We start from the raw sequence: 23,676 nt of genomic DNA, 5'->3' as shown, positions 1-23,676 counted from the left end.
TTGATATCCTCCGCCTATGAATCTCCAGCAGCTGCGCTACGCCGTCGCGCTGGCCGAAGAGCTCAGCTTCGGCCGGGCCGCGCTTCGCGAGGGCGTGCGGCAGCCGCCGTTCAGCCAGCAGATCGCCAAACTGGAAGAGGAACTGGGCGTGCGACTGTTCGAACGCACGACCCGTCAGGTACGCCTCACGCCCGCCGGTGAAGCTTTCGTGGCCGAGGCCCGCGCCAGCCTGGCCCATGCCGCGCTCGCCGTCGAGACGGCCCGCCGGGTCGGCAGGGGACAGACGGGCCGACTGGTGATCGGGTTCGTCGGGTCGGCGACCAACCTCACGCTGCCCCGGGTATTGCGCCGCTTCCGCGCCCGCTACCCAGGTGTCCAGGTTGAGTTGCGGGAACTGCCCACCGCCCAGCAGGCAGAGGAACTGCGTCAGGGCCTGCTCGACGTCGGCCTGCTGCACGCGCCGCTGGCCGGGCCCGCCGCCGAGGTGCTCACCACGCAGACCGTCTCCCGTGAGCTGTTGCTGGCCGCCCTGCCGGCCGATCATCCACTGGCCTCGCGCACGTCCCTGCCGGCGACGGCACTCGCGGGGCAGCCGTTCGTCATGTTCCCGCGGAGATACGGGCCGGCGCTGCACGACCGGATCACCTCGGTGGCACGTACGGCCGGATTCGAACCCGACGTCGTGCAGGAGGCCGTGCAGATGCAGACCATCGTGGGCCTGGTGGCAGCAGGGATCGGCGTGTCCATCGTGCCGGAGTCCGTGACCCGGCTGCGGCGCCGCGACGTCGCCTTCCGCCCCCTGTCGCCACCGGTCCGCGCGGTCACACTGGATCTGACCTGGCGCACCGGCGACCCGAACCCGATGGTCGGCAACTTCCGTTCCCTGTTTCCACCCCCTCACCCCTGACGTGATGCGCGCGCTCAGTCGCCTTCGCCGGTCCGTGACCCGGATGGCTGCGGTCTCGGCGACGGCGCCTGCTCGGGCAGGTCGAACACGTGGTCCGGGGTCACGATGCGCGTGATGGCCTGACCGAAGAGAGTGCTGGGCTGCGCACCGTCGTGCGAGATATCCGTGTTGATCAGGATCACCAGCGTCGCCTGCGCCTCGGGCAGGTACACCGTCAGCGACTGGTAGCCGGGCAGCGAGCCGTTGTGTCCGATCCAGCCCCGCACGTCGAAGACGCCAAGTCCGTACCCGGTGCCCGGGATGGTCGCCGGGCGCGTCTTGAGGCGTTCGGCCTGCGTCTTGGGGGTCAGCAGGGTGCCGGTGGCGAGGACGCGGGCCCACGTGCGCAGGTCCTGAAGGTTGGAGATCATCGCTCCCGCGGCCCAGCCCCAGGAGGGATTCCAGTCGGTGGCGTCCTCGACCGCGCCCGAGGCGGTCTGGTCGGTGTAGCCGTGGGCGTGGGGCTTCGAGAAGGCGGCGCCGGTCGGGAGGGCGGTGTGCCGTAGGCGGCCGGCTCCAGGACGTTCTGCTGGATGAACTCGGGCAGGGGCAGGCCGCCGACCTTCTCCACCACAAGCCCCAGCAGGATGATGTTCGTGTGCAGCCTAGACCCGCCTTCGCAAGGCGCTCGGGGCGACGGTTCCCGCCGCCCCGGCTTCTGCGGCATGCGGCCGCCCCGCCTCCGCCTTACGGCCTCGGGCGGTTGGGCATGTGCTCGGCCGTGCCGACGCGGGCCTTCTGCTTGCGTAGGCCGGCGAGGCCGAGCAGACCGAGCAGGCCCAGCAGCCCCCACATGCCCCCGTTGCCGCCCTCGTCTCTGTTCTCGGTGGGTTGCGGCGATGGGGTGATCTGGCTGTGCGCGGCCGGGACGGCGGCAGCCTCCGCCGTGACGGCCGCGGCCGGGGCGAGCGTGAGCAGGAAGACCAGCCCCAGGCTCGTGAGGATCGTACGCATTGAATTCCCCCGATCTGGCGGTCTCGCGTTCGGAGACCGCCTGTTGCCCCCTCCGGACGATGTACCGAGAGTCTTCCCGGAAGGGGAGAACGCCGGATTCCCTGCTGCGCGAAACCCCTACGATGGCCGACTGGCTTCGACACGAAGCGTCCCGCCACCTTGCGAGGTCGTGCCTCATCAGGGACGTCGAGCGATGGAAGGGGTCCCCGCCGTTCCGCGGACAGGAATGGCAGGAACCAGGCGTGGCGAACAGCCTGTGGGATCAGGACACCGACGATGTCATGGAATGTGGTGTCCTGGTATGCCGGGTGTCCGCCCTCAGTAGGTGCGGCCCGTCTCGTGGGAGACGGTCTCCTCGTCGGCGACCTGGTCCTTGGTCATGCGGACCCGGCTCCTACGGGACGGTCTCCTCCACCTTCGGCCATTTCTCGTGCGGGGTGACGCTCGTGCTCGGACTCGGTGATGTCCGGCCCGCCAGGCGCCGCGTCTCGGTCGGCCTCGGTGGTCGGTTCCCGCTCCACCCGCACCTCGTAGCGGGTGAGCGGAACGTTGGCGTGCTACTCGTCGGTGACGATGTACTTGCGCAACCGGGCTCGGCGCTCGGGGGTCCCGGCGCCGACATCCGGCCGATCCTCCCCGCGTGCCATCGGGTCGCCGCGACGGCCCATGCCGGTGTCGGCGTAGCCCGTTTCGGTACCCATGTCCCCGGTGTCGGCGTAGCCGTTCTGGATACCCGTGTCCCCGGTGTCGGCGTAGCCGTTCTGGATGTCCATGTCTCCGGTGTCGGTGTGGCCGAGGCGCTCGCGCTCGCGCATTCCGCCCTCGTGGGCCCAGCCTTCGCCGGGCCGGTTGGCCTGCTGCCAGGAGGACTCCCAGTCCATCCCGTAGTACCGGTACAGCTCGCGCTCCTCCTCGGCCGACAGGTACCCGCCGGCGTCCACGTCGACGTTCGGGGCGTCCTTGACGCGGTCCTTGTCGTAGGGCACCTCGACGTGGTCGGTGACCAGCTCCGCATCCCGCATCGGGACGAAGGACTCCTTGGTGCCGAACAGGCCGGTCTTGATGCACAGCCACTCGGGCCGCCCGGTGGCCTCGTCGAGGAAGAGGTGCTTGACCTCGCCGATCTTGGCTCCGTTGGCGTCGTAGACGTCATGGTCCAGAACCGCGGGGATCTGCTCCTGCGTGATCATTCGCTTTCCCCCTTCTCCTTGGTGTCGGTCGTTACCCGACCTACCCGCCAAATTGGGACGAAATATCTCAAACTGGTACAGAGCACCTTACGGTTCCTCAGCTCGCGGCGGTCCTACGGTGACGCCGAGACGGTCCCGCGTGGCCTGCGGCATCGCGGTTCAGCGGCGACACCGCTTCACATCAGGCCAGAAGCGCACCTCTACGCTGCGTTGACCAGGTCTTTGAACGGCTGACCTGGTGCGACCCGGGGCGGTTGGCGGGGCAGGACCGCCACGCGATCCCCCGTGTTCGTATGCGGGCGTTCCAGCCAGGCGCTTCGAGAGCGGATGCACATCTCGCGCCGCAGCCTCGCGCCCAGCCGTGTGCGTGAGTTGGTACGGCATGCAGGGTAGTCACCGTGGGTGCAGACGTTCTTGCCCTATCCCGACTTCGTGGCCACGTCGCTGATCTTGGACCCACGGCGGCTCGGCAAACAGCGTGTCGAGGCGATACAGGTGCTGCGCGGGCTGACCGTTGCCGGGTACGGCTGGCGCCACCATCCTGCGGTCGCCATGTGGGCGGGCTACGAGGAAGCGCTCACCAGATACGGCATGGAGATGTGCCGCGCCTGGTGTGAGATCGGATATGCCGACACCTGCGCGACCACCCTGTTGGCTGACTTCCGGCGCGCGCTCGCCGTCGAAACGGTGCGTTCGCAGGACGCGCTCGCCACGGCGGGGGAGTTGCCGCCGTGGCTGGGGGAGGAGGACTTCCACCGCAGCCACCGGTCAGCGTTGCTACGCAAGGATCCCGAGCACTACCAGAGGTGGTTCACCGGTGTGCCGATGGACCTGCCGTACGTGTGGCCGGTGTCGGATCGGGCCCGCCGTACACCTGTATGACGCCGGATCCGCAGCATCACGCCCTCGACGAGCAGCCCGTACACCACCGGATCCAGCTCCAGCCGGCCGACGGGCAGGACTGCGGCCACGGCGGCCGTCAAAGCGAGCAGGCCGACCGCGATCTCGGGCCGGCCTGGGCGCATCGTGGAGGCGGCGTCGGCGGGAGCGGGCCGGCGCGGGTGGTCAAGGTGGTGGGAGGGGTGGACAGGACCCTGCCTCAGGCTCGCGAGGCCATCGGCAGGGCCGTTCTTGGCGCCACGTCTCCTGGAGGGCCGCAGCGCTCCGTACTTCAGCGCCTGCGCGACTGGGTGCGGGCTTCGGCGGTGGTCTTCAGGTCGCGCAGCCAGGCTTCGAGACCTTTTCCGAGAAAGTGGGTGGCGAGGGGAACGTCGGTCTCGATCTGGTCGCCGGCGTGGGTCTCCTCGGTGCGTACGAGGACACCGCCCCTGACCTTGGTGAAGGTCCAGACGTGGACGCCCCGGTCGATGCGCAGCCCTTCGCCGATCGCGGGCCCGGTCCAGCGGATGCACGTGTGGTGCTGCAGTTGCCGGACGGTGGAGGTGATGACCAGCGTGGTGGGCGGGCTGACGGGGGTGGCGGGCACCGGGGTGGTCCACCGGAACCGCGAGTGCTTGCGCAGCGGGCCCGGATCCAGGCGCTTCACGCTGGTGACGGGCTTCTGCCACGAGGGCCAGCGTTCCACGTCGGTCTGCAGTTTCCAGATGGTGCTCAGCGGCGCCTTGATCAACGTCTCGGTCCGGTACCGGATCTTGGCGGTGGTGTCGACGCCCTCCCCACGGCACTGGAGTCCACCACCGTGGTGGGTGGCCAGGGGCCGGCCGGTGGCGGCCTGTGCGGCAGGGAGGTTGCCTGCGAGGGTGCCGGCGATGGCGAGTGAGACCGTGAGCGCGGTGAGCCGGGCGCGGGTCCGGGGGCGGACAGTTCGTTCGTCCGTGGGGCGGGACTGCTGACCGGAGAGGGTCGAGGGGCCGTTGTCCGTCATGGTGTTCCTTTCGGTTGGGAGGACCGGGAGTGAACGCTCGTAGGCGATGCCGCCGCGCTCGAGGGCGGGCCGTTCGGCGCGCGGCCGTAGGGGGACAGGAGTGCCGCCGGGGGCAGACTCCTTCAGTGCCGGCGGGCTCGGAGGATGGACCCGATGAGTACGGCGGACGCGGCGACGATCAAAGCGACGAACCCGGGGTGCATGTCCTTGGACAGGCTCGGCGCGCCGTCGGGCCGCGTCAGCCATATGACGAGCGGGACCGCGTACGAGATGGTCAGCAGCGCGGCCGCCCAGCGGACCGCGCGGTCGCGGCCGTTGCGGAGAGCGCCGACCATCGCGATCGCGACCGGGACGATCGCCAGCATGGCGAACTGACCCAGCACCATGACGGGGACGGCCCAGGAGGAGACGGTCACCGCCAGCGGAGTGGACCGGCCGGTGGGGGCGAGTGAGGGGGACGCGGTCGTCATGGTGTTTCCCTTCGTCTGCCGAGTGCGCCGCCGCGTATCCGCGCCGCGCACTCAGGGCAGTTAGAGCCTGATGCGTACGTTAGAAGTTATAACCAGACATGTAAGGGGGCGTCAATAAGGTTCGTGATAGCCTCTAACTAAATCTTCAAGCTGTAGCGAGGGGGGCAGGTCATGGCGGGGACGGGCACGAAGACCCCACGTGAGCGCTACCGCACCCAGGTGCGCGCGGAGATCAAGAAACACGCGTGGGAGCAGCTCGCCACGACGGGGGCGTCCGCGCTCTCCCTCAACGGGATCGCCAAGCAGATGGGCATGAGCGGGCCCGCGCTCTACCGCTACTACGCCAGCCGCGACGAACTGATCACCGAGCTGGTCAGGGACGCCTACCGAAGCCTGGCCGACACTCTCCGGGCGGCCGCCACAACCGGCGCCGACCTAAGCGTGCTGGCGCACACCCTGCGCGCCTGGGCCCTGGAGGATCCCCAGAGGTACCTCCTCATCTACGGCACCCCCGTCCCCGGCTACCACGCGCCCGACGACATCACGCTCATCTCCTCCGAGACCATGGCGATCCTGCTCGACGCCTGCTCGGCGCTGCCCACGGACAGTCCCGCGACGCCGTTCGACGCACACCTGGCGGACCACCGCGAATGGGCGAACGGCCACCCCGCCCGGCCCGAGGTCCTGCACCGCGCCTTGAGCTTCTGGACCCGGCTGCACGGCGTCCTGTCCCTGGAGCTCGCCGGCCACTTCACCGGCATGGGGTTCGACCCCGCCCTGCTCTTCGCGGCCGAACTGGACGACCTGCTGGCGCACTGAGCAGAGACGGCAGCAGCGGAAGCCGCTTCAGCGGCCTGGCGAGAGACCGGGATCTTGGCGCTCTCCGGAGAAGACGTGAACAGATGATGGACCCGCGTTCCGGTTACCTGGTCTTCGCCAGACGCGGGGCCGTTCTCCACAAGAGCGCGATGACAACAGCCACTAGTCAGCGGCCAAACAGGCGTCCAGGAATGCCTTCGGCCCTTCCGGGAGCCGCAGGGGCTCGCCCATCGACGCCACCGGCAATCGCAGAGGCTTGTCCTCGTCCACAATCCAGCCGGCGATGTGCCCGCATAGCTTCTTCCGCTCCCTCGACTGGGGCTTACCGGCATCACGTTCGAGATTGAAGTGAGACCTGGAGATCAAGTCGAGGTTCTCGGCCACTTCGCTTCCCCGGAACTGCTCACCCGAGGGCAGCACGACGACGACCGGGTCACCTCTGCCGAATCCGTCAGGAGATCGACCTCGCTCGCGATCCACGGATGGACGCCCGCCCGATCACCGCACCCGCGTCCGAGCTCGTATCACCCGCACCCGCGTCCGAGCTCGTTTCCTTCCGCACCTGATCAGAGTCGAGAGGTCGGCATTCGTGTCCGGCGCGTTGAAACGGCGGAGCGGCCGGGCTCGGCTTCGCGTCTGACGCCGCTCAACCGGTCAACCTGCCGTCGGTCATCCTCAGTACGGTGTCCACCATGCTCAGGGTGGCCAGGTCGTGCGTGACCAGCACGGTCGCGAGGCCTTCCCGCCGGGTCAGATCGGCCAGCAGCGACACGATCTGGGCGCCGCGCTGGTGATCGAGCGCGCTCGTGGGCTCGTCGACCAGGAGCACTTCGGGCCGGTTCATCAGCGCGCGGGCGATGTTGACCCGCTGTCGCTCGCCACCGGACAGCTGGTGCGGCCGCCGATTCTGCCTGTCCTCCAGGCCCACGGCCAGCAGCAACTCGCGGGCCCTGGAGGCCGCCCCCTTCGTCGAGTGGCCTGACAGGTCGGCCATGACCAGCAGCTGGTCGAGCGCGGTGAGCGAGGCCAGCAGGTTGGACTGCTGGAACACGATGCCGATGTGCTCACGCCTGATGCGGGTTCTCGCCTCCCGGCTCGCACCTGACACCTCCTGCCCGGCCACCATCACGCTCCCGGAGGCGGGGGTGACCAGGGTGGCGGCGACGGCCAGCAGGCTGGACTTGCCCGAGCCGGACGGGCCGACGACCGCGGTGAACTCACCCGGCGCCACGGCCAGCTCGACGTGGTCGAGCGCTGTCATCATGCTGTCGCCGTCGGGGTAGGTCAGCACGACGTCGGAGAGCTTCAGGGTCATCGGGACGCTCCCAGCGCGGTCAGCGGATCGACGGAGGTGATCTTGCGGATCGCCAGCACCGCGCCGGCGGCGCCGAGCAGGATCATCACGGCGACGGGAAGGACGGTGGTGGTGACCGAAAGGACGAACGGGACCGTGCCCTCGGCCAGCGCGCCCATGGCCGCGCCGAGCGCCCCTCCGATCCCGGCGCCAAGCAGCAGCACCAGTACGGCCTGGGCGAGCGCATCGCGCAGCAGGTAGCCGGTGCTCGCGCCCAGTGCCTTCAGCACCGCGACGTCCCCGCGACGCTGGATCGTCCACACCGTGAAGAAGGCGCCGATGACCAGCGCGGAGATCGCGAACAGGAATGCCCGCATGAGCTGGAGCGAGCCGTTCTCCGAGGAGAACGAGCCGATCGCGGCGGGCGCGTCGGCCAGCGGCACGGTCGTGGTTCCCAGCCGGTTGTCGTCGGCTGCGACATCCCGGTCCTGCCCGCCGCGCACGGCCAGGACCGTGGCCACGGTGTCGGGCTCGCTCTGGCGGCCGATCCGCTGCCAGTCGTCGACGCCGATCCAGGCGACGGGGGTGTGGCTGTAGGAGGCCGCGGCGCTGGTGCCGGAGACGGTGAAGTCGCGGCCGAAGAGCCGTACCCGGTCTCCCACGGCCAGCGAGCTCTCCTCGGCCAGAGTGGCGGACAGCACGACGTCGCCGCTGCCCACGGGCCCGGCCGCCGCGGCCAGTCGGCCGCCCGGCTCGACGCCGAAGATCGCGGCGGCGTTCCCGCGGGCCCCGTGCGTGATACGGCCCATGGTGATGCCGAGCCGCTCCACGGCGGAGACCGACCGCCACTCACGCCAGACCCTGTCGGTGATGCGGCTGTCGGAGAAGGCGGGCTTCCCGTCACCCGAGAAGACGATCCTGTCGGCCGGCAGGCCGATGATCGCGGAGATGTTCTCCCGCGCCAGTCCGGCGGTGAGGCCGGACAGCATCGTCACCAGGAGCGTGATGAGCAGGACCACCACGCCCATCAGGGCGAATCTTCCCTTGGCGAAACGTAGATCTCTGAGCGCCACGAACACGGCGCGAACCCCCGATGCATAGCTGTGGACGCGAACGCGGTCCAGCCTGCTGCAGGGAATCCCCGCGCGGCTTCCCTCATTCGGTCGCTCGCAAATACATCATTTGTACGATCCGGGCAGCGGAAGGGCTCACCTACCCTGGGGGAAAATGATGGACTTTCCCTTCCCCCCAGCACTCAGGCTGCTCCGGTGGGCCATTCACGGCACCTTCGCGGTGCTGCTCGTGCTCGCGGTCGCCGCGGTCGGGCACGAGGGCCGGATGCCGCTGATGATCGGCGGCCTGCTACTCGGCGTGCTCTACGCCGTGGGGATCCTCATCGAGGGCCGGTTGCCCCACTTCGGCGGCCCCGTCCACCTTGTGCTGGGGGGCGTCTGGCTCGCCGTCGTGACGCTCGGCTGGGCCGTACTCGTGGTGGGTTCGCCGCAGTTCACCTGGCTCGCCTTCCCGCTGTTCTTCGCCTGCCTCCACCTGCTGCCCCTGCGCGTCGCGTTGCCGGGCGTCGTGCTCCTCACCGCCGCCGCCATCGCCGCGACCGGCTGGCATGCGGGAGCCGTCACCCCACCGCAGGTGATCGGGCCCACGATCGGCGCGGTGGTGGCCACGCTGATGGCGCTGGTCTACAAAGCGCTCTACTCGGAGAGCGAGCAGCGCCGCCTGCTCATCGAGGACGTCGTCAGCACGAGGAGCAGGCTGCTGCGGATGGAGGGCGAGTCAGCCCGCCTGGCCGAGCGGGAACGCCTCGCCAGGGAGATCCATGACACCCTCGCCCAGGGCATGTCCAGCATCATCCTGCTGTTGCGCGCCGCCCGCCGCGACCTGTCCGACCTTCCGTACGACGCTGAACGGCACATCACCGAGGCCGAGCGGGCCGCGCAGGACAACCTCGAGGAGGCACGCAACTTCGTACGCGCGCTGGCCCCACCCGCCCTGCAGCACGCGTCTCTGACCACCGCGCTGCGCAGGATCAGCGACACGGCCGCGGCCAGCACCGGCACACAGGTCCGCTTCGAGGTCTCAGGCGCCGCGGTGCCGCTGCCCGCCGAATACGATCTGGCGCTGCTGCGCATCGCCCAGGGCGCGCTGGGCAACGTCAGCCGCCACTCGGCGGCCGAGCACGCCAACGTGACCCTCACCTACCTGGAGGACATGATCGCGCTGGACGTCTACGACGACGGTCGAGGCTTCGACGCCACCGTAACGGGCTACGGCCTGCGCGCCATGCGTGATCGCGTGACCGCCCTGGGCGGGACCCTCACCGTCGAGTCCTCACCCGGAGAGGGTACGGCTGTCGCCGCCACTCTTCCCCTCAAGCCATGACGCCGATCCGGATCCTCCTCGTGGACGACCATCCCGTGGTGCGCTCGGGCCTGCGCGCCATGCTCGCAGGGCAGCCCGACCTCGAACTGGTCGGCGAGGCCGCCACCGGCGAGGAGGGCGTCGAGGCGGCCAGGGAGCTCGCCCCCGACGTCGTCCTGATGGACCTGCAGCTCGGACCGGGCATTCACGGCAGCGAAGCCACCCGGCAGATCGTGACGCCCAACGGGCCACGCGTCCTGGTGCTCACCACCTTCGACACCGACGCCGACATCGTGGCCGCGATCGACGCGGGCGCCACCGGCTACCTGCTCAAAGACGCTCCCTCGGACGACCTGCACGCCGCCATCCGCTCCGCCGCGAGCGGCGCCAGCGCGCTCGCTCCCAGCGTCGCCTCCCGCCTGCTGGGCCGGGTGCGCACCCCCGAGGCCACCCTCAGCGCGCGGGAGCTGGAAGTCCTCGGCCACGTCGCCGCCGGCCTGTCGAACCGGCAGATCAGCAAGCGCATGTTCCTGAGCGAGACCACGGTGAAAACCCACCTCGTGCACATCTACGCCAAGCTCGGCGTCGACTCCCGCACCGCGGCCGTCGCCACGGCCACCAGGAAGGGCCTCATCCGCTCCCCTTGAACCCCTCCGTCGTTGCGAAGGAGTGCACGCCGTCCTGTTCCAGCCGGTCCTTCTGATGGCCGGAGGCGGGCGGCGCCAGCACCGGGTCCCTGGTCGGCTGGGTGGCGGGCATCGTGGTCGTGACGGGCGTGCCGATCGTGCCGGCCAACGCGATCGGACTGGCGTCCGCGAGAGGGCAGCCGTCAGCACGGTGCTGGCCGCGTGCAGCGTGGCGGTCCCCGTGATCGCCGTGCGTGCCGTACATGCGGTCTTTTGCCCGTTCCGTTGTGCTGAGCCGGGAAAGTCCGGGGAATAAGGCGGCAGCATTTGTCTTGTTTCAGGGGGGTCCTGTGGACGTCATGCCGTCGCTCGAAGACCGGGCCGACTTCGAGAAAGCCGACAGGGGTTTCATGGGGTCGGTGTCCCAAACGGAGATCACAGATGCGTCGGGCCGGGTCGTCTGGGACCTGGACGCCTACGCCTTCCTCACGGCGAAATGCCCTGACACGGCGAATCCGAGCCTGTGGCGCCAGTCCCAGCTCACCGCCAGGCACGGCCTCTACCAGGTGACCGACGGCGTCTTCCAGGTGCGTGGGTTCGACCTGTCCAATATCTCCTTCATCGAGGGGGACCGGGGCGTCATCGTCGTCGATCCCCTGCTGTCCGTCGAGCCCGCGGCGGCGGCGTTGGCGCTCTACCGGGAGCATCGGGGTGATCGCCCGGTGACCGCGGTCATCTACACCCACTCTCACGCCGACCACTTCGGCGGTGTCCGCGGAGTGGTGGCGCGCGGGGAGGAGGTTCCGATCATCGCTCCGGCGGGCTTCCTGGAGCATGCCGTCTCCGAGAACGTGTATGCCGGCACCGCCATGAACCGGCGGTCCATCTTCATGTACGGGGCGGAGCTTCCCCGGAATCCGACCGGCCAGATCGGCGCGGGACTCGGCCAGACCACCTCCACCGGCACGATCTCCTTGATCGCGCCGACACTGACGATCACCGGGACGGGGCAGCAGGAGGTGATCGACGGCGTGCGGATCGTGTTCCAGCTCACGCCGGGCACCGAGGCGCCGGCCGAGATGAACTTCTTCCTGCCCGACCGGCGCACCCTGTGCATGGCGGAGAACGCCACCCACAATCTCCACAACGTGCTGACGCTGCGTGGCGCGCTCGTCCGTGACCCGCGCGTCTGGGCCCGCTATCTCACCGAGGCGATCGAGCTGTTCTCCGGCGAGTCCGATGTGCTGTTCGCCTCGCATCACTGGCCGACCTGGGGCACCCGAGAACTCACCGAGTTCCTGTCCCAGCAGCGGGACCTGTACGCCTACCTGCACGACCAGACCCTGCGGATGCTCAATCAGGGCTACACCGGCACGGAGATCGCCGAGATGATCCAGATGCCGCCGGCGCTGGAGCGGGCCTGGCACACGCACGGCTACTACGGCTCGGTCTCCCACAACGTCAAGGCCATCTACCAGCGCTACATGGGATGGTTCGACGGCAATCCCGCTCATCTGTGGGAGCTGCCCCCCGAGGAGTCGGCGAAGAAGCACGTCGAGTGCATGGGCGGGATCGACAGCGTCCTCTCCAAGGCCAGGGCCGCCGTCGAGGCCGGGGAGTGGCGCTGGGCCGCACAGATTCTCAACTATGCCGTCTTCGCCGATCCTGACGAGAGCGCCGCCCGCGACCTACTCGCCGAGGTCTACGACCATCTCGGATACGGCAGCGAGAACGGCACCTGGCGGAACTTCTATCTGCAGGGCGCGGCCGAGCTACGCGGCCGCAAGCCCGAGAACACCCTCGACAGCGCCACCCCGGACGTGGTGAGCGCCCTGAGCCTCAGTCAGGTCTTCGACTCGATCGCCATCCGCGTCAACGGTCCGCGTGCCTGGGACACCCGCCTGACGATCGACTGGAAGTTCACCGATCTCGACGAGGAGATCAGGCTCAGCCTCGCCAACGGCGTGCTCACCCAGACCCATAACCGCGACGGTGCCCCCGCCGACCTCACCGTGACCCTCACCAAGCCGCAACTGCTCGGCCTGGTGGCGTCGCAGAGCCTCGACGGCATCCAGATGGACGGCGACCGCCAGGCGCTCGAAACGCTGATCGGGCTTCTGGACGACGACGATCGCGATTTCGACATCGTCACGCCGTGACAGGCGGGTGAGTCGACCCAGCGGCCGGACTTCAGATCGGGAGTCGGATCAGGGGCGGGAGCGGCGACACCATGGCGGGGCCCGTCGCCGCCTCGCGCTCGCCCGCCGCGATGTGGCCGCGGTACTGCCGGGCGTGGCCATCTCGATCCCGCTCGTGCCCCCGCTCGTCGTGGTGGGAGTGCGCCTTGGGAGCGGCGCGCCGATGCTCTTCCTGTCCAACATGCTGTCGCTCGTGTTCGCCGCCCTCGGATACGCGGGGCTCCCGTCGGCCGGCAGGTCGCGGCGGGCGATGACCTTCCGGATCGCCGTCCGTACGCCCGCCGACCCGCCACCGGTTTCTGATCTGCTCGCCCGCCTCCACGGCGTCATCCCCGCCGCCTCTCGGTCGTCGTGCGGACCACCCAGGGCCGCCTGATCACTGTTGGACGCATGGGCTCCTGAGGCCTCCCGGGTGACGCCGACCTCGGTGAGACGACCATCGTCCGCAGGACCTCCGGGAGGGGAGACTTGCCGGTTGTCCGGCCCTGTCTTTGCCGGCTTCAGGGCAGGACGTTTCCATCGAGGCGGCTTCGGCATGTGGGGGTGAATAATGATCTTCAGAAGGGGTGATGATCCGGCGCCGCCGGCCACCACGATGTACCAGCTCCGGCAGCGCCTCGCGTCCGTCGGCGAGGACTACTGGATCGACAACGGCCTCGGCCAGCACGCCTACCGCGTCGACGGCAAGGCGCTGCGCCTGCGCCAGACCTTCGTACTCAAGGACACCTCGGACAACGAGCTGCTCCACCTCCAGCGCAAGCTGCTCCGTCTCCGGGAGACCATGGTCATGCAGCATGGCGACCAGACCGTGGCGACCGTGCACAAGCACCTCATCGGCCTGCGCGACCGCTTCACCATCGACCTGGCCGACGGTGGCGAGCTGCACACACGGGGTAACTTCCTCGACCACGAGTACACCATCAGCCGTGACGACTCCATCGTCGCCGAGGTCTCCAAGCGATGGTTGAGCGTCCGCGACACCTACGCGATCTCGATCGTCGAAGGCCAGGACATTCCTTTCCTGCTCGCCACCGCCGTGTGCATCGACGTCCTGTGCCACGAGGGGCGATGACTTGAGAGCTCTGCTGAAGATCCTGATCGTCGGCGCCGCGCTGTGGGTGACGACGCTGGTCGTCGACGGCATCTACGTGCAGGCCGACTCCCTGATCGAGAGGCTTCTGACCTTCGTCTGCGTCGGGTTGATCTTCGGCATCGTCAACGTGGTCCTCAAGCCGATCATCCACGTTCTGGGCTGCGCGTTCTACATTCTCACGCTCGGCCTGTTCGCCCTGGTGGTCAACGGCGGGCTGCTGCTCCTGACGGGCTGGTTGTCCGGGTTGCTGCGCCTGCCGTTCCACGTGGCCGGCTTCTGGCCGGCCGTGTGGGGCGCGCTCATCATCAGCGTCGTGAGCTGGGCCCTCGGCCTTTTCATCCGCGTCTGACGCGGCTGATCTGACGCGGCGCGCCTTCACCTGCCTCGACCACCTGCCTCGACCACCTGCCTCGACGACGTCAGGCCGGGAGCAGGCCGAGCTGTTCGAACAGATCAGCCTCGTCCCAGTACTGGCGGAACTCGCTGATCCGGCCCTGGTCGACCCTGGCGAACAGCGCACCCCGCAGGTCCAGAGACCGTCCGGTCGCCGGAATGACGACGTCGTCGTCCAACTTCAGGCTCCCGGTGTGCCGCGCGGTGAGTCGCCATTCGGCGACCACCGTGCCGTCGGGCAGCTCCACCGGCGAGGCCACCGGCGCGCAGCCCTGGGGGATCAGGATGGCAGCGCAGGTCACGCGGAGATCTCCCGGGGGAAGTCGGACCGCAGGCGATCCTCGACGAGTCGCAGGCGGTCGGCGACCGAACTGCTGCGGGGGCGAGGCACCTCGTCGTACAGCCCCAGCAGCAGATCGCGCAGCCGTACCAGGACCATGGGGCTGTGAGAGGCGGCGACGATGACCTCGTCGAGCGCGAGGCGCAGATAGTCGTCCCAGGTCGGGAGGGGAATGACGAGCCGGACCCTGGCGCGGGCGTCGGCCACGTAGCCGATGTCGAGCTCCTTCCCGGCCAGGCGACGCAGGAGGTCGTGGATCTGCTCCAGCGACTGGACAGCGGTGGCGGGGTCGTTGACGGCCGTGGAGAGGGCTCTGAGCGCGATGTCCGCCAACAGGCGGAGCCCGAACGTCACATCCTGGTCGAAGGTGCGCTCCCTTCCCGTGAGGGTGTTGCGCAGGAGGAGTTGGTCGGGGATGGCGTGCTGGTGGACCTCGGCGAGCAGGTCACCTTCGAAAAGCTGCCCCCCGATGGGGACGCGCAGGGCGATGACGACGTCGTGATCGGTCGCCGCGGTGAGAAGCGCGGGCACGTTGATCTGCTGGAGCACGACGGGCCGGCCGGACCAGCGAATCGGCATGACAGGCGCGGGCAGGTCGACCGGTTCGCCGGGGGTGTCCCGGTAGGGCGCGCTGTAGACGGCGTCGTGGACTCTGCGGGTGCGCTGGTTGATCTCGTCCAGACATGGGGTGAGCCGGATGAAGACGAAGGCGTGCAGCTGGACGGTACGCATGAGCAGCGCCGCGACGAGCGCCAGGAGCAGCGCCACCACCGGAACGACGACGGAGACACGTCCGCGATGAGCGACGGCGAGCGCCGCGGTGATCGTGTAGATGAAGACGCCGACGGCGAAGGCGAAGGTCCGCCAGACGATCGGATCGTCACTGAACAGGTTCAGCCGCGGAGTGAAGGTGCCGGAGGTGAACTGCACGACCAGGAACAGCAGGGAGAAGACGACGCTGGCCAGGCCGATGACGCCGAACCCGATGGTGAAGAGCGCCCCGATGATGTCCTTGCTCAAAACGGCGGGCGAGGGCGGCAGCGCGGGCAGGGCCAGCCCTCCCACCAGGCCGACCACCGCGCAGAGGATCTGGGCCAGTTCGGCACGCAGGCGCCGCCGAGGCCGCCGGAACAGCGTCGGCGAACCACTTTCGTTCATGAGGCGGAGTAGACGCATTCGGAGTCGGGCCCGATCGATGAATGACTGCGCATTGCCTGGGCCCTACCCGAGCCCCGTCGCGGGCAATGTCAGAAACGAGCCAACAGTTGATGATGGTCCGCAGCGAGGACGACTGACCTGACGCCTTCCGTACGGCCCGCGCCCGCTCGCCGACGCACCCTCCGTACGGGGCCCGCCACGCTGCACGGACTCGCCACACGCTGGACGCACCGCCTCACCGGATACAAGCCGGCCGCAGCCCCCGATTCCTGGCGACGACGATGACACATGCTGATGTTTTGCCCGCCCCCAAGCCCCTGCAGGCTGACGACCGGGTAACTCCCACATATGGTCGATGATCCGACGGCAGGGCGCGAGCGGCCGTGATGTTCGCGGGGCTGCGAGGGGTACCACGAGCGGATCTGCCGAGGGAGATCGTCGCTGGGATCACGCTGGCCGCGCTGGCGATTCCGCTCAACATCGGTTATGCGCAGATCGCCGGCCTCCCGGCGGTGGTGGGCCTCTACGCGGCGATCGCACCGATGCTGGTGTTCGCGCTGCTCTCCTCCTCACGTCAGCTCGTGGCGAGCCCCGATGCCCCGATCGCGGCCCTGATCGCCTCACTGCTGGGCGCGCTCGCCGTCGCGGGCAGCGAGAACTACGTGGAGCTCGCCTACGCCCAATCGCTGGTGTGCGCGGCCGTGTTTCTGCTGTTCTACGTCTTCAAGCTCGGTTTCCTGGCCAACTTCCTGTCCGAGCCCGTGCTGGTCGGCTTCATCGCCGGCCTGGCGGTCGAGATCCTCACCAGCCAGGTGAAGAAGATCCTCGGCATCACCACCACGTCCGAGGAGTTCTTCCCCGAGGTGTGGGAGATCGTCACCAAGATTCCTCAGGCGCATTGGTGGAACGTCCTGATCGGTGTGGCCACGATGGCGGTGATCCTGGTGCTGCGCCGCCTGGCGCCGATGCTGCCAGGACCGCTGATCGCGCTGGTCGCGGCCACGGCGGCCGTAGCCGCCACCGGGCTGAACAGCAAGGGTGTGTCGGTCCTCGGCTCCGTGCCCTCCGGCCTGCCCACGCCCCATTTCCCGAGCGGGGTCACGCTGGGCCAGTGGGCCTCGCTGATCCCCGGCGCCATCGCGATCTGCGCCGTGACGCTGGCCGACGGGTTGCTGACCGCGCGGCGTTACGCCGAGCAGCATGACTACCGTATCGACGGCAACCAGGAACTGAGGGCGTTCGGTGCCAGCAACATCGCGGCGGGCCTGACCGGATCGATGACGATCGGCTCAAGCGCGTCGCGCACGGCGGCCATGGACTCGGTCGGCTCCCGCTCGCAGATCCCCAGCCTTGTCTGCGCCGTGGTTGTCGCGATCCTGCTGGCCTTCTTCAGCGATCTGCTGGCCTATCTGCCCAACGCCGCGCTGGCCGGCATCGTCGCCGTCGCGGTGATCAAGCTGATCGACGTGCGCAAGCTGGCCGAGCTGTGGCGGCTGCGCCGCTCCGAATTCTGGATCGCCGTGGTCTGCCTGCTCGGCGTGCCGGTGCTGGGGTCACTGTCGGCGGTGGTGATCGCCTTCCTGCTGTCAGCCGTCGACATGGTACGGCGGGCGTCCAAGCCGAGCACGGCCATACTCAAGCCGGGCCCGGCCGGGCGCTACATCCGTGCCCACGAGCCTGGCCCGGGACCGGCGGTATACCGATTCGAGGGACCGCTCTTCTTCGCCAACGCCGACACCTTCAAGACGGAGATCCTCGCGTTGGAGACGACCGACGTGGTCCTTGACGCCGAAGCGATCTCGGACGTGGACACCACGGGAGCGGAGGCGCTACGTCAGGTGGAGGCGCAGCTGACTGCGGCAGGACGACGCCTCGTCGTGGCACGTGCCACGGGGGGCCTGCGCGACCTGCTGACACACTACGAGTTCAACCTCACACATTTCGACTCCAACGAAGCAGCCGTGGAGGGTGTCAGGTCGGGCAGAAGTCCTGATCCGGGGCCACAGGGAGGGTGACGAGTCGCGCCGTACGGATGACCAGGGCATCCACGGAGCCGGCGACGCCCTGCCGGAGTCCCCGATTCGGCGTGGACCGACGCAGCGCATGAATGGGCACTTTTCGGCGATCTGACTGTCAGATGGCCGCCGTCACCACGCGCTCGGCCTGCCCGCGTACCTACGGTGGGTGAGGATCAGAGGTCACCTCGCAGTCGAGCTGCGGACAGGGGAGATGGTCGAGCTCATGCCATCGCGATTCATTCCTTACACCCCGGACGTCGAAGCCGCCGTCCCCGATTCCGACGAGATGCTGCGGACCGCGATCGCCAAGACCGAGCGGTTCATCGCCGAATCGGTCACCGCTGAGGGCACCGGCCTGGCGGTCCGTGACGCGCACGCCAAGGGGTACGGGCTCCTCAGGGGAGAGGTCGAGATCCTCGACGAGCTGCCCGCCGAGTACGCGCAGGGCATCTAGATGGACGCGCTCTCCTTCACCCCGTGGCGGGTGACGGCCGAACACGCGCCCCTCGGCGACATCATGCGGGCGCGCAAGGAGGTCTACCGCCGCTCCTCCCTCCAGCGTCACCGGCTCAACCAGCAGGAGCACTGGGAGCCACGCAGCGCCGGGATGCTGGCCCACCTGGCGCCCCGCGTCGCCTCCAGCGCCAGATGGTGGGAGCCGCCGGACCGGGCGTGGTCCAGCGTCGCGCTCAGCCATTCCGGGCTGCGGGCCCTGGGCGTGCCGCAGTCGTCGCTGGACAGCTTTCCCGCCGAGTTCCGGCAGGGGATGCGCGCCTGATCGCAGTCGGGGGACCGGCCTCGTGTCCGTCGCGTCGAAGCGGGGGACCGGGGCCGTTTCTCGTGCCTTCGTGTATTTCCACAGGTCAGGGCCATGATCGAAATGCTTTCTGCGGGATTCGAACCTGCGACCGTCGGATGAGAAGTAAGATCTTTTAGTGTTAAGGCATGTCGGTTGGTGATATTTCGTTCCGCGCTGGGCTGGCGGTGGCAGAACAGCCGAACCCATCGGTTTCGGGTGCGGCCGGATCGTCGGCCGCACATCCTCGGCGCGCCCAGAATGGCCGGTTCGCCTCGCCGGGCTCCAAGAATGGTGAGCCCGGGTAGCACGTTGTACGGTCGGAAGCCCTCCATCTTCAAGGATGAACAATGAGCGACGAGAGCTCCGCCGCGCAGGCGGCATGGGAGCGCGTGGACACGACCATCCCGCACTCCGCCCGCGTGTGGGACTTCCTGTTGGGTGGCAAGGATCACTACGCCGTTGACCGCGAGGTCGGCGAGACCCTGCTGAAGTTGTTCCCCGACTTCGCGATGGTCGCCCGGCTCCAGCGCGAGTTCCTCATGCGCGCTGTCCGGTACCTGGTGAGCGAGGCGGGAGTGCGCCAGTTCCTGGACATCGGCACCGGCCTGCCTACTGCCAACAACACCCATGAGGTCGCCCAGAGCATCGCACCCGAGACCCGCGTCGTGTACGTGGACAACGACCCCATTGTCCTGGCGCATGCTCGCGCGCTCCTCACCAGCGCGGAGCCAGGCGTCACCGACTACATCGATGCCGACGTCCGTCACCCCGACGTGATCCTCAACGGAGCGGCCAAGACTCTCGACTTCACCCGGCCCGTCGCCGTGATGATGCTGAGCATCGCCGGCCAGCTCACCGACGATGACAACCCCGCGGCCATCATCGGTCAGCTGCTGGAACGCCTGCCTTCGGGCAGCTATCTGGCGCTGAGCGACGGCACCGACACCAATCCGGCACTGGTCCGGGCTGTGACGAACTACAACCGCACCGCGGCCAACACCTACCAACTACGCAGCCCGGCACAGATCGCGGCGTTCTTCGCCGGCCTCGACCTGGTGGAGCCGGGCGTGGTGCCGACGCCGCAATGGCGGCCCGAACCTGATCGGTGGGATGAGCCGACGGCTGTCGTGAGCGCCGTCTGCGGCATCGCCCGTAAACCGTGACAGCCCGGCAGGAGGCCCACTGGCCGGTCTGGTTGGGCTGGTGCCGATCGAACCCTGCGCCTGAACTCGGCCAGTACGTCTGGCCCGTGGTTTGGCGTTCCCAACCCTGCGGTCCAGGCCCCATCGACGGTCTGGCCGACCCCAAGGCTGCAGGGATGGGCCTTCTCCGCGGTGTGCGGGGCCGATCGAGATGCCAAGTTCCCGACTCTCATGGACGCGTCCTGGCCGACGCCGATGTGCCGGATCACGTTCATGCGTTCGAGGCGCCGCTTTGTCCGGCTCGCACCCAGAACGCCGCACCATCGCAGGCGACCGCACCCCACCCTGCCGCCCACCTACGTGCTGGTCAAGCAGATGGATGTGGAGGCGGAGGAGGACGGGGCGGTCGCTGGGGGCTGCGACGAGCTGGGCTGTCATCCTTTGTGTGGCCACAATGAGGCCGCACTTCTTGTGCCGACACCCTCTAGGTCACGGCGGTGCAGCAGGCGACAGTCGTGCCTGTGCGCCACAATCCTGACTATCTGCTGGACGACGAGGCGCGCGTGCGTGCTCTCGTCGCGGACCATCCCTGGGCCACCCTGGTGAGCGGCACCACGTGCGGCAGCGTAGCCTCACATCTTCCGGTCCTGCTGGAGGACGGCCCCGAACTGTCGGTGGTGAGCCATCTCGGTCGGCCCGATGACGAGCTGCACGAGCTGGGCCGTCACGCGGTGCTGCTGATCGTCGAAGGGCCGGGCGGCTATGTCTCCCCCGGCTGGTACGGTGACGGCGCCGCCCTCGCTGTCCCCACGTGGAACTACGTGGCCGCCCACCTGTACGGATACCCCGAGCTGCTGGGGCCGGAGGAGACCTTCGACGTGCTGTCGGCCACGGTCGACCGCTTCGAGCGAGTGCGGCCGTGGCCGTACAGAATCGATGAAGGGCACGCGCGCGGCATCGCGCACGGCGTGGCGGGCTTCCGCCTGCGGGTGACGCACTGGAGCGCCAAGGCCAAGCTCAGCCAGGACAAACCCGCCGCCATCGCCCGCAACATCATCCACGCGCTCGAAACCGACGAACAGTACGCCGACGCCGCGCTCGCGCGGGAGACGCGCCGGGTCTGGACCTCTGAGGAGACGGTATGAACACCCTGCTGCGCTCGGCCCGGCTGGGCCGGAACGCCGCGCCGTACGATGTGCTGGTCTCGGCCGGCCGCGTGGCGCGGGTCCGTGAGAGCATCACCGCCGAGCCCGGCTGGGAGGTCGTCGATCTCGACGGCCGTTTCGTGCTGCCGGGCCTCTGGGATCACCACGTGCACTTCGACCAGTGGACGCTCGCCCGCGAGCGTGTGGACCTGTCCGGGGCGGAGTCGGCGGCGGCGACCGCTCGCCTGGTGGCGGAGCGGTTGCGCACCAGGCCGCCGGAGGGGGAGTTGCCGCTGGTGGGCTACGGCTTCCGCGACGCGATGTGGGCCGACCGCCCCCATCGCGATCTGCTGGACGCCGCCGCTCCCGACGTCGCGCACATTCCCGTCGTGCTGATCAGCGGCGACCTGCACTCGTGCTGGCTGAACTCAGCCGCCGCCCGCAGGTACGGCTGGACCGAGCACGCCTCCGGCGTCCTGCGTGAGTCCGAATGGCAGCCGATCCTCGCCGAGGTCAACAAGCTGCCGCCTGAGCTGCTCGACGCGTGGGCGGCGAAGACCGCGGCGGCGGCGGCCGCGCGGGGTGTTGTCGGTGTGGTCGAGTTGGAGGCGCCCTGGCCGCTGGACGCCTGGGTCCGCCGCGTCCGCGACGGCAACAGGGCGCTGCGGGTGGCGTGCGGGGTGTGGCCCTCGCACCTGGAGGAGGCGATCGAGCGGGGCCTGCGCTCTGGCGAGGTGATCCCCGACACCGGCGGGTTGGTCGAGATGGGACCGTTCAAGGTCATCACCGACGGCTCACTGAACACCCGCACGGCCTACTGCCACGACCCGTACCCGGGCCTCGAGGGCGACGCGCACCCTCACGGCATGCTGCTGGTGCCGCCGGAGGAACTGGTCCCGCTCATGGAGCGTGCGTGGGGGTCGGGGCTGCGCCCGGCGGTGCACGCCATCGGCGACCGGGCCAACAGCCTCGCGCTCGATGCTTTCGAGCGCGTCGGCGCGCGGGGCACGATCGAGCACGCGCAACTCCTGGACGAGGCCGACCTCGGCCGCTTCGCCGCGCTTGGAGTGGTGGCCAGCGTGCAGCCGGAGCACGCGATGGATGACAGGGACGTGGCCGACCACCACTGGGCCGGCCGTACGGGGCGGGCCTTCGCCTTCGGCGCGCTGCTGTCGGCCGGCGCACGGCTGGTGCTGGGCTCCGACGCCCCGGTGTCTCCGCTGGATCCGTGGGTCACGATCGCCGCCGCCGTCGACCGCAGCCGGGATGGCCGCGAGCCCTGGCATCCTGAGCACGCGATCCCGATCGATGAAGCGATCGCGGCCTCGACCCGTAACGGGCGGGCGAGCCTGGCCGAAGGCGACGAGGCCGACCTGGTGGTCATCGACGACAACCCATTTGAGGGCAGGGCTCTGCGGTCGATGCCGGTCACCGCCACGATGCTCGCGGGCCGGTGGACCTGGCGCAAGGGTGTCTAGCCCAGCAGCCTGACGCGGCAGGCCATCTGCAGTGCGAAGCGGGTGTCGGCGTCGGCCAGGTCGACGCCGAGCACCTCACAGCCACGTTTTCGCCTCCCTGGAGTTCGGCGGCGATTCCTACGCGGGCGGCGTGCTGCTGCGCGCCCAGTCTCCGATCGAGCGCGTACGGCAGGTGCGTACGCCGACCCTGCTGGTGCACGCGGTCAACGACGACCGCTGCCCGGTGGGCCAGTCGGAGGAGCGCGGTGATCGAGCACCCGCTGCACGAACGGCTACTGGGACAACTCATGCTTGCCTTGCATCGGTGCGGGCGCCGCGCCGTCTACCGCGATGTGCGGCAGCGGCTGGTGGATGAGCTGGAAATCGAGCCCGGGCAGGCACTGCGCCGGCTGCACCAGCAGCTTCTCGCCGACGAACCGGACAGCCCGGTGCGCAGCGCGGGGCCGGACTCTCCTCCCGCGCGGCCGTCCCCTCCGCCGCCGCGCGAGTCAGCGGCACCCCTGGCGGCGCCGGTGGCCGCGCGGCCGGCGGAGTTGCCCAGGGACGTGCGCGGGTTCGTCGCCCGCGAAGCCGAGCTGGCGTGGCTGGAGGAGTGCCTGGGCGGCGGCGACGGCGTGTGCGTGCTCAGCGGGACGGCCGGCATGGGCAAGACGGCGCTCGCGCTGCACTGGGCGCACCAGGCCGCGGACCGTTTCCCCGACGGCCAGCTCTACATCGATCTTCGCGGCTACGATTCCGACCACGAGCCGCTGACCGCAGCCGTCGCGCTGACCCGGCTGCTGGCCTCGCTCGGTGTCGATCCCGACCAGGCGCCTGGCGGTTTCGAGGACAGGCTCGGTCTCTACCGCTCCCTGCTGGCGAGGCGCTCGGTCCTGCTGTTCCTGGACAACGCCCGCTCCGCGGCCCAGGTCCTGCCGCTCCTGCCCCCGGCCGGTGCGGTGCTCCTGGCCGACGCAGGGCTCCACCTCGGTCTGACCGCCGAGGCAGAGGACAGCCTCAACCTGGCCGACGAGCTCATCGCCGCGAGTGGCCTGCGCTGGCACTCGGCGTACTCGTCGATCGCCCGTGCCCGGCTGCGCTCCGCCGTGGGCGACCACGAGGGCGCTGTCCGCCACGCGCTGAAGGGTCGTGACGTGTCGATCGAGGCTTCGTACCGGCTGCCGGAGCTGGCGGCGCTCACAGAGCTGGCGGTCCTGGAACGGCGACGAGGTGAGGACGAGGCGGCGGCGCGCATGGCCACGCAGGCCCTCCGGCTGTGCCGGGAGATCGGCCACGCGCCGTGCGAGGAGAAGCTGGCGCCGTTCCTGCAAGCCTGACAGCAGGTACGCCGAAGTGCTGGAGGGGCCACGTGT

General features: G+C 69.3%; 26 protein-coding genes and 1 pseudogene. 16 read left to right on the top strand and 11 right to left on the bottom strand.

The genetic code is table 11. The annotated features are described in order from the left end of the window. Window positions 1-16 precede the first annotated feature (16 nt). Window positions 17-907: a LysR family transcriptional regulator gene (locus ABFX55_RS25675; protein WP_346125041.1), complete on the top strand. Its 891-nt coding sequence runs from the start codon at window positions 17-19 to the stop codon at window positions 905-907. A 14-nt stretch (window positions 908-921) separates the two neighbouring features. Here the strand turns inward: ABFX55_RS25675 and ABFX55_RS25670 are convergent. The 3 genes and pseudogenes from ABFX55_RS25670 to ABFX55_RS25660 all read right to left on the bottom strand — a co-directional run. Continuing rightward, window positions 922-1,440 (bottom strand): annotated as a pseudogene (locus tag ABFX55_RS25670) (serine hydrolase); the annotation flags it as partial. 193 nt (window positions 1,441-1,633) lie between these two features. Continuing rightward, window positions 1,634-1,900, bottom strand: coding sequence for a WGxxGxxG family protein (locus ABFX55_RS25665; protein ID WP_346125039.1), 267 nt, complete (start codon window positions 1,898-1,900; stop codon window positions 1,634-1,636). Window positions 1,901-2,457: 557 nt separating this feature from the next. Continuing rightward, window positions 2,458-3,090 (bottom strand): PRC-barrel domain-containing protein, encoded by a 633-nt coding sequence (locus ABFX55_RS25660; RefSeq protein WP_346125037.1) that lies wholly within the window; start codon window positions 3,088-3,090, stop codon window positions 2,458-2,460. A 402-nt stretch (window positions 3,091-3,492) separates the two neighbouring features. On the opposite strand from ABFX55_RS25660, the gene ABFX55_RS25655 reads away from it, so the two are divergent. Next, window positions 3,493-3,972: an MSMEG_6728 family protein gene (locus tag ABFX55_RS25655; protein ID WP_346125035.1), complete on the top strand. Its 480-nt coding sequence runs from the start codon at window positions 3,493-3,495 to the stop codon at window positions 3,970-3,972. Window positions 3,973-4,261: 289 nt separating this feature from the next. Here ABFX55_RS25655 and ABFX55_RS25650 read toward each other — a convergent pair whose 3' ends face one another. Both ABFX55_RS25650 and ABFX55_RS25645 read right to left on the bottom strand, forming a co-directional pair. Continuing rightward, window positions 4,262-4,975, bottom strand: a complete 714-nt coding sequence (locus ABFX55_RS25650) for an SRPBCC family protein (RefSeq protein WP_346125033.1) — start codon at window positions 4,973-4,975, stop codon at window positions 4,262-4,264. A gap of 122 nt (window positions 4,976-5,097) precedes the next feature. After that, a complete protein-coding gene (locus ABFX55_RS25645) occupies window positions 5,098-5,445 on the bottom strand; it encodes a hypothetical protein (protein WP_346125031.1) in 348 nt (115 codons plus the stop codon). Between the two features lie 171 nt (window positions 5,446-5,616). On the opposite strand from ABFX55_RS25645, the gene ABFX55_RS25640 reads away from it, so the two are divergent. Further along, window positions 5,617-6,264, top strand: coding sequence for a TetR/AcrR family transcriptional regulator (locus ABFX55_RS25640; protein WP_346125029.1), 648 nt, complete (start codon window positions 5,617-5,619; stop codon window positions 6,262-6,264). 162 nt (window positions 6,265-6,426) lie between these two features. Here ABFX55_RS25640 and ABFX55_RS25635 read toward each other — a convergent pair whose 3' ends face one another. The 3 genes from ABFX55_RS25635 to ABFX55_RS25625 all read right to left on the bottom strand — a co-directional run bounded on the left by ABFX55_RS25635 (window position 6,427) and on the right by ABFX55_RS25625 (window position 8,637). After that, a complete protein-coding gene (locus tag ABFX55_RS25635; protein WP_346125027.1) occupies window positions 6,427-6,744 on the bottom strand; it encodes a hypothetical protein in 318 nt (105 codons plus the stop codon). 166 nt (window positions 6,745-6,910) lie between these two features. Next, on the bottom strand, window positions 6,911-7,579 hold the full coding sequence (locus tag ABFX55_RS25630) for an ABC transporter ATP-binding protein (protein WP_346125025.1): 669 nt from the start codon (window positions 7,577-7,579) through the stop codon (window positions 6,911-6,913). Beyond that, window positions 7,576-8,637 carry an ABC transporter permease gene (locus ABFX55_RS25625; protein WP_346125023.1) on the bottom strand — a complete coding sequence of 354 codons (1,062 nt, stop codon included), beginning with the start codon at window positions 8,635-8,637 and terminating at the stop codon, window positions 7,576-7,578. The genes ABFX55_RS25630 and ABFX55_RS25625 overlap by 4 nt, the downstream gene beginning before the upstream one ends. Window positions 8,638-8,785: 148 nt before the next feature. Here ABFX55_RS25625 and ABFX55_RS25620 point away from each other — a divergent pair, with 148 nt between their 5' ends. Both ABFX55_RS25620 and ABFX55_RS25615 read left to right on the top strand, forming a co-directional pair. Further along, window positions 8,786-9,955 carry a sensor histidine kinase gene (locus ABFX55_RS25620; RefSeq protein ID WP_346125021.1) on the top strand — a complete coding sequence of 390 codons (1,170 nt, stop codon included), beginning with the start codon at window positions 8,786-8,788 and terminating at the stop codon, window positions 9,953-9,955. Further along, complete coding sequence (locus ABFX55_RS25615) at window positions 9,952-10,581, top strand: response regulator (RefSeq protein ID WP_346125019.1); 630 nt, start codon at window positions 9,952-9,954, stop codon at window positions 10,579-10,581. Before ABFX55_RS25620 ends, ABFX55_RS25615 begins: the two co-directional genes overlap by 4 nt. On the opposite strand, the gene ABFX55_RS25610 is transcribed toward ABFX55_RS25615, so the two are convergent. Beyond that, the gene (locus ABFX55_RS25610; protein ID WP_346125017.1) at window positions 10,565-10,729 is read right to left on the bottom strand and encodes a hypothetical protein; all 165 of its coding nucleotides are present in this window, start codon (window positions 10,727-10,729) and stop codon (window positions 10,565-10,567) included. The genes ABFX55_RS25615 and ABFX55_RS25610 overlap by 17 nt on opposite strands. 190 nt (window positions 10,730-10,919) lie before the next feature. Here ABFX55_RS25610 and ABFX55_RS25605 point away from each other — a divergent pair, with 190 nt between their 5' ends. From ABFX55_RS25605 to ABFX55_RS25590, 4 genes are all read left to right on the top strand, one after another. Then, window positions 10,920-12,719: an alkyl/aryl-sulfatase gene (locus ABFX55_RS25605; protein ID WP_346125015.1), complete on the top strand. Its 1,800-nt coding sequence runs from the start codon at window positions 10,920-10,922 to the stop codon at window positions 12,717-12,719. Window positions 12,720-12,726: 7 nt separating this feature from the next. Then, a complete protein-coding gene (locus ABFX55_RS25600; protein ID WP_346125013.1) occupies window positions 12,727-13,134 on the top strand; it encodes a DUF389 domain-containing protein in 408 nt (135 codons plus the stop codon). Between the two features lie 174 nt (window positions 13,135-13,308). Next, window positions 13,309-13,830 carry an LURP-one-related/scramblase family protein gene (locus ABFX55_RS25595; protein WP_346125011.1) on the top strand — a complete coding sequence of 174 codons (522 nt, stop codon included), beginning with the start codon at window positions 13,309-13,311 and terminating at the stop codon, window positions 13,828-13,830. Between the two features lies 1 nt (window position 13,831). Continuing rightward, entirely contained in the window at window positions 13,832-14,200 is a 369-nt protein-coding gene (locus ABFX55_RS25590; RefSeq protein ID WP_346125009.1) for a phage holin family protein, read from the top strand. 70 nt (window positions 14,201-14,270) lie between these two features. Here ABFX55_RS25590 and ABFX55_RS25585 read toward each other — a convergent pair whose 3' ends face one another. Continuing rightward, complete coding sequence (locus ABFX55_RS25585) at window positions 14,271-14,546, bottom strand: ester cyclase (protein ID WP_346125007.1); 276 nt, start codon at window positions 14,544-14,546, stop codon at window positions 14,271-14,273. Beyond that, window positions 14,543-15,742 carry a DUF2254 family protein gene (locus tag ABFX55_RS25580; protein WP_346125005.1) on the bottom strand — a complete coding sequence of 400 codons (1,200 nt, stop codon included), beginning with the start codon at window positions 15,740-15,742 and terminating at the stop codon, window positions 14,543-14,545. Before ABFX55_RS25580 ends, ABFX55_RS25585 begins: the two co-directional genes overlap by 4 nt. 386 nt (window positions 15,743-16,128) lie before the next feature. Between ABFX55_RS25580 and ABFX55_RS25575 the strand changes: the two genes are divergently transcribed. The 7 genes from ABFX55_RS25575 (at window position 16,129) to ABFX55_RS25545 (ending at window position 23,640) form a co-directional block, all read left to right on the top strand. Next, complete coding sequence (locus ABFX55_RS25575; RefSeq protein ID WP_346131247.1) at window positions 16,129-17,757, top strand: SulP family inorganic anion transporter; 1,629 nt, start codon at window positions 16,129-16,131, stop codon at window positions 17,755-17,757. A gap of 226 nt (window positions 17,758-17,983) precedes the next feature. Further along, window positions 17,984-18,214, top strand: coding sequence for a hypothetical protein (locus ABFX55_RS25570; RefSeq protein WP_346125003.1), 231 nt, complete (start codon window positions 17,984-17,986; stop codon window positions 18,212-18,214). Next, a complete protein-coding gene (locus ABFX55_RS25565) occupies window positions 18,215-18,538 on the top strand; it encodes a hypothetical protein (protein WP_346125001.1) in 324 nt (107 codons plus the stop codon). It begins immediately after the preceding gene. 368 nt (window positions 18,539-18,906) lie between these two features. Beyond that, a complete protein-coding gene (locus tag ABFX55_RS25560; RefSeq protein WP_346124999.1) occupies window positions 18,907-19,722 on the top strand; it encodes an SAM-dependent methyltransferase in 816 nt (271 codons plus the stop codon). Between the two features lie 500 nt (window positions 19,723-20,222). After that, window positions 20,223-20,846: an FMN-binding negative transcriptional regulator gene (locus ABFX55_RS25555; protein ID WP_346124997.1), complete on the top strand. Its 624-nt coding sequence runs from the start codon at window positions 20,223-20,225 to the stop codon at window positions 20,844-20,846. Continuing rightward, a complete protein-coding gene (locus tag ABFX55_RS25550; protein WP_346124995.1) occupies window positions 20,843-22,324 on the top strand; it encodes an amidohydrolase in 1,482 nt (493 codons plus the stop codon). Before ABFX55_RS25555 ends, ABFX55_RS25550 begins: the two co-directional genes overlap by 4 nt. Beyond that, complete coding sequence (locus ABFX55_RS25545) at window positions 22,300-23,640, top strand: BTAD domain-containing putative transcriptional regulator (protein WP_346124993.1); 1,341 nt, start codon at window positions 22,300-22,302, stop codon at window positions 23,638-23,640. Before ABFX55_RS25550 ends, ABFX55_RS25545 begins: the two co-directional genes overlap by 25 nt. The last annotated feature ends 36 nt before the right edge of the window (window positions 23,641-23,676 follow it).

It is taken from the genome of Nonomuraea roseola (assembly GCF_039535395.1).
In the GTDB taxonomy this organism is placed as follows: domain Bacteria; phylum Actinomycetota; class Actinomycetes; order Streptosporangiales; family Streptosporangiaceae; genus Nonomuraea; species Nonomuraea roseola.
Note: the sequence above shows the minus strand (reverse complement) of the source record. Positions and strands in the feature narration are given on the sequence as shown.

What these genes read in the sequence shown, in the direction of transcription:
- ABFX55_RS25550 (WP_346124995.1), top strand. Translation starts at nt 20,843, where the DNA reads ATGAACACCCTGCTGCGCTCGGCCCGGCTGGGCCGGAACGCCGCGCCG.
- ABFX55_RS25645 (WP_346125031.1), bottom strand. Translation starts at nt 5,445, where the DNA reads ATGACGACCGCGTCCCCCTCACTCGCCCCCACCGGCCGGTCCACTCCG.
- ABFX55_RS25580 (WP_346125005.1), bottom strand. Translation starts at nt 15,742, where the DNA reads ATGAACGAAAGTGGTTCGCCGACGCTGTTCCGGCGGCCTCGGCGGCGC.
- ABFX55_RS25595 (WP_346125011.1), top strand. Translation starts at nt 13,309, where the DNA reads ATGATCTTCAGAAGGGGTGATGATCCGGCGCCGCCGGCCACCACGATG.
- ABFX55_RS25575 (WP_346131247.1), top strand. Translation starts at nt 16,129, where the DNA reads ATGTTCGCGGGGCTGCGAGGGGTACCACGAGCGGATCTGCCGAGGGAG.
- ABFX55_RS25605 (WP_346125015.1), top strand. Translation starts at nt 10,920, where the DNA reads ATGCCGTCGCTCGAAGACCGGGCCGACTTCGAGAAAGCCGACAGGGGT.
- ABFX55_RS25665 (WP_346125039.1), bottom strand. Translation starts at nt 1,900, where the DNA reads ATGCGTACGATCCTCACGAGCCTGGGGCTGGTCTTCCTGCTCACGCTC.
- ABFX55_RS25560 (WP_346124999.1), top strand. Translation starts at nt 18,907, where the DNA reads ATGAGCGACGAGAGCTCCGCCGCGCAGGCGGCATGGGAGCGCGTGGAC.
- ABFX55_RS25675 (WP_346125041.1), top strand. Translation starts at nt 17, where the DNA reads ATGAATCTCCAGCAGCTGCGCTACGCCGTCGCGCTGGCCGAAGAGCTC.
- ABFX55_RS25615 (WP_346125019.1), top strand. Translation starts at nt 9,952, where the DNA reads ATGACGCCGATCCGGATCCTCCTCGTGGACGACCATCCCGTGGTGCGC.
- ABFX55_RS25630 (WP_346125025.1), bottom strand. Translation starts at nt 7,579, where the DNA reads ATGACCCTGAAGCTCTCCGACGTCGTGCTGACCTACCCCGACGGCGAC.
- ABFX55_RS25650 (WP_346125033.1), bottom strand. Translation starts at nt 4,975, where the DNA reads ATGACGGACAACGGCCCCTCGACCCTCTCCGGTCAGCAGTCCCGCCCC.
- ABFX55_RS25570 (WP_346125003.1), top strand. Translation starts at nt 17,984, where the DNA reads ATGCCATCGCGATTCATTCCTTACACCCCGGACGTCGAAGCCGCCGTC.
- ABFX55_RS25660 (WP_346125037.1), bottom strand. Translation starts at nt 3,090, where the DNA reads ATGATCACGCAGGAGCAGATCCCCGCGGTTCTGGACCATGACGTCTAC.
- ABFX55_RS25565 (WP_346125001.1), top strand. Translation starts at nt 18,215, where the DNA reads ATGGACGCGCTCTCCTTCACCCCGTGGCGGGTGACGGCCGAACACGCG.
- ABFX55_RS25620 (WP_346125021.1), top strand. Translation starts at nt 8,786, where the DNA reads ATGATGGACTTTCCCTTCCCCCCAGCACTCAGGCTGCTCCGGTGGGCC.
- ABFX55_RS25640 (WP_346125029.1), top strand. Translation starts at nt 5,617, where the DNA reads ATGGCGGGGACGGGCACGAAGACCCCACGTGAGCGCTACCGCACCCAG.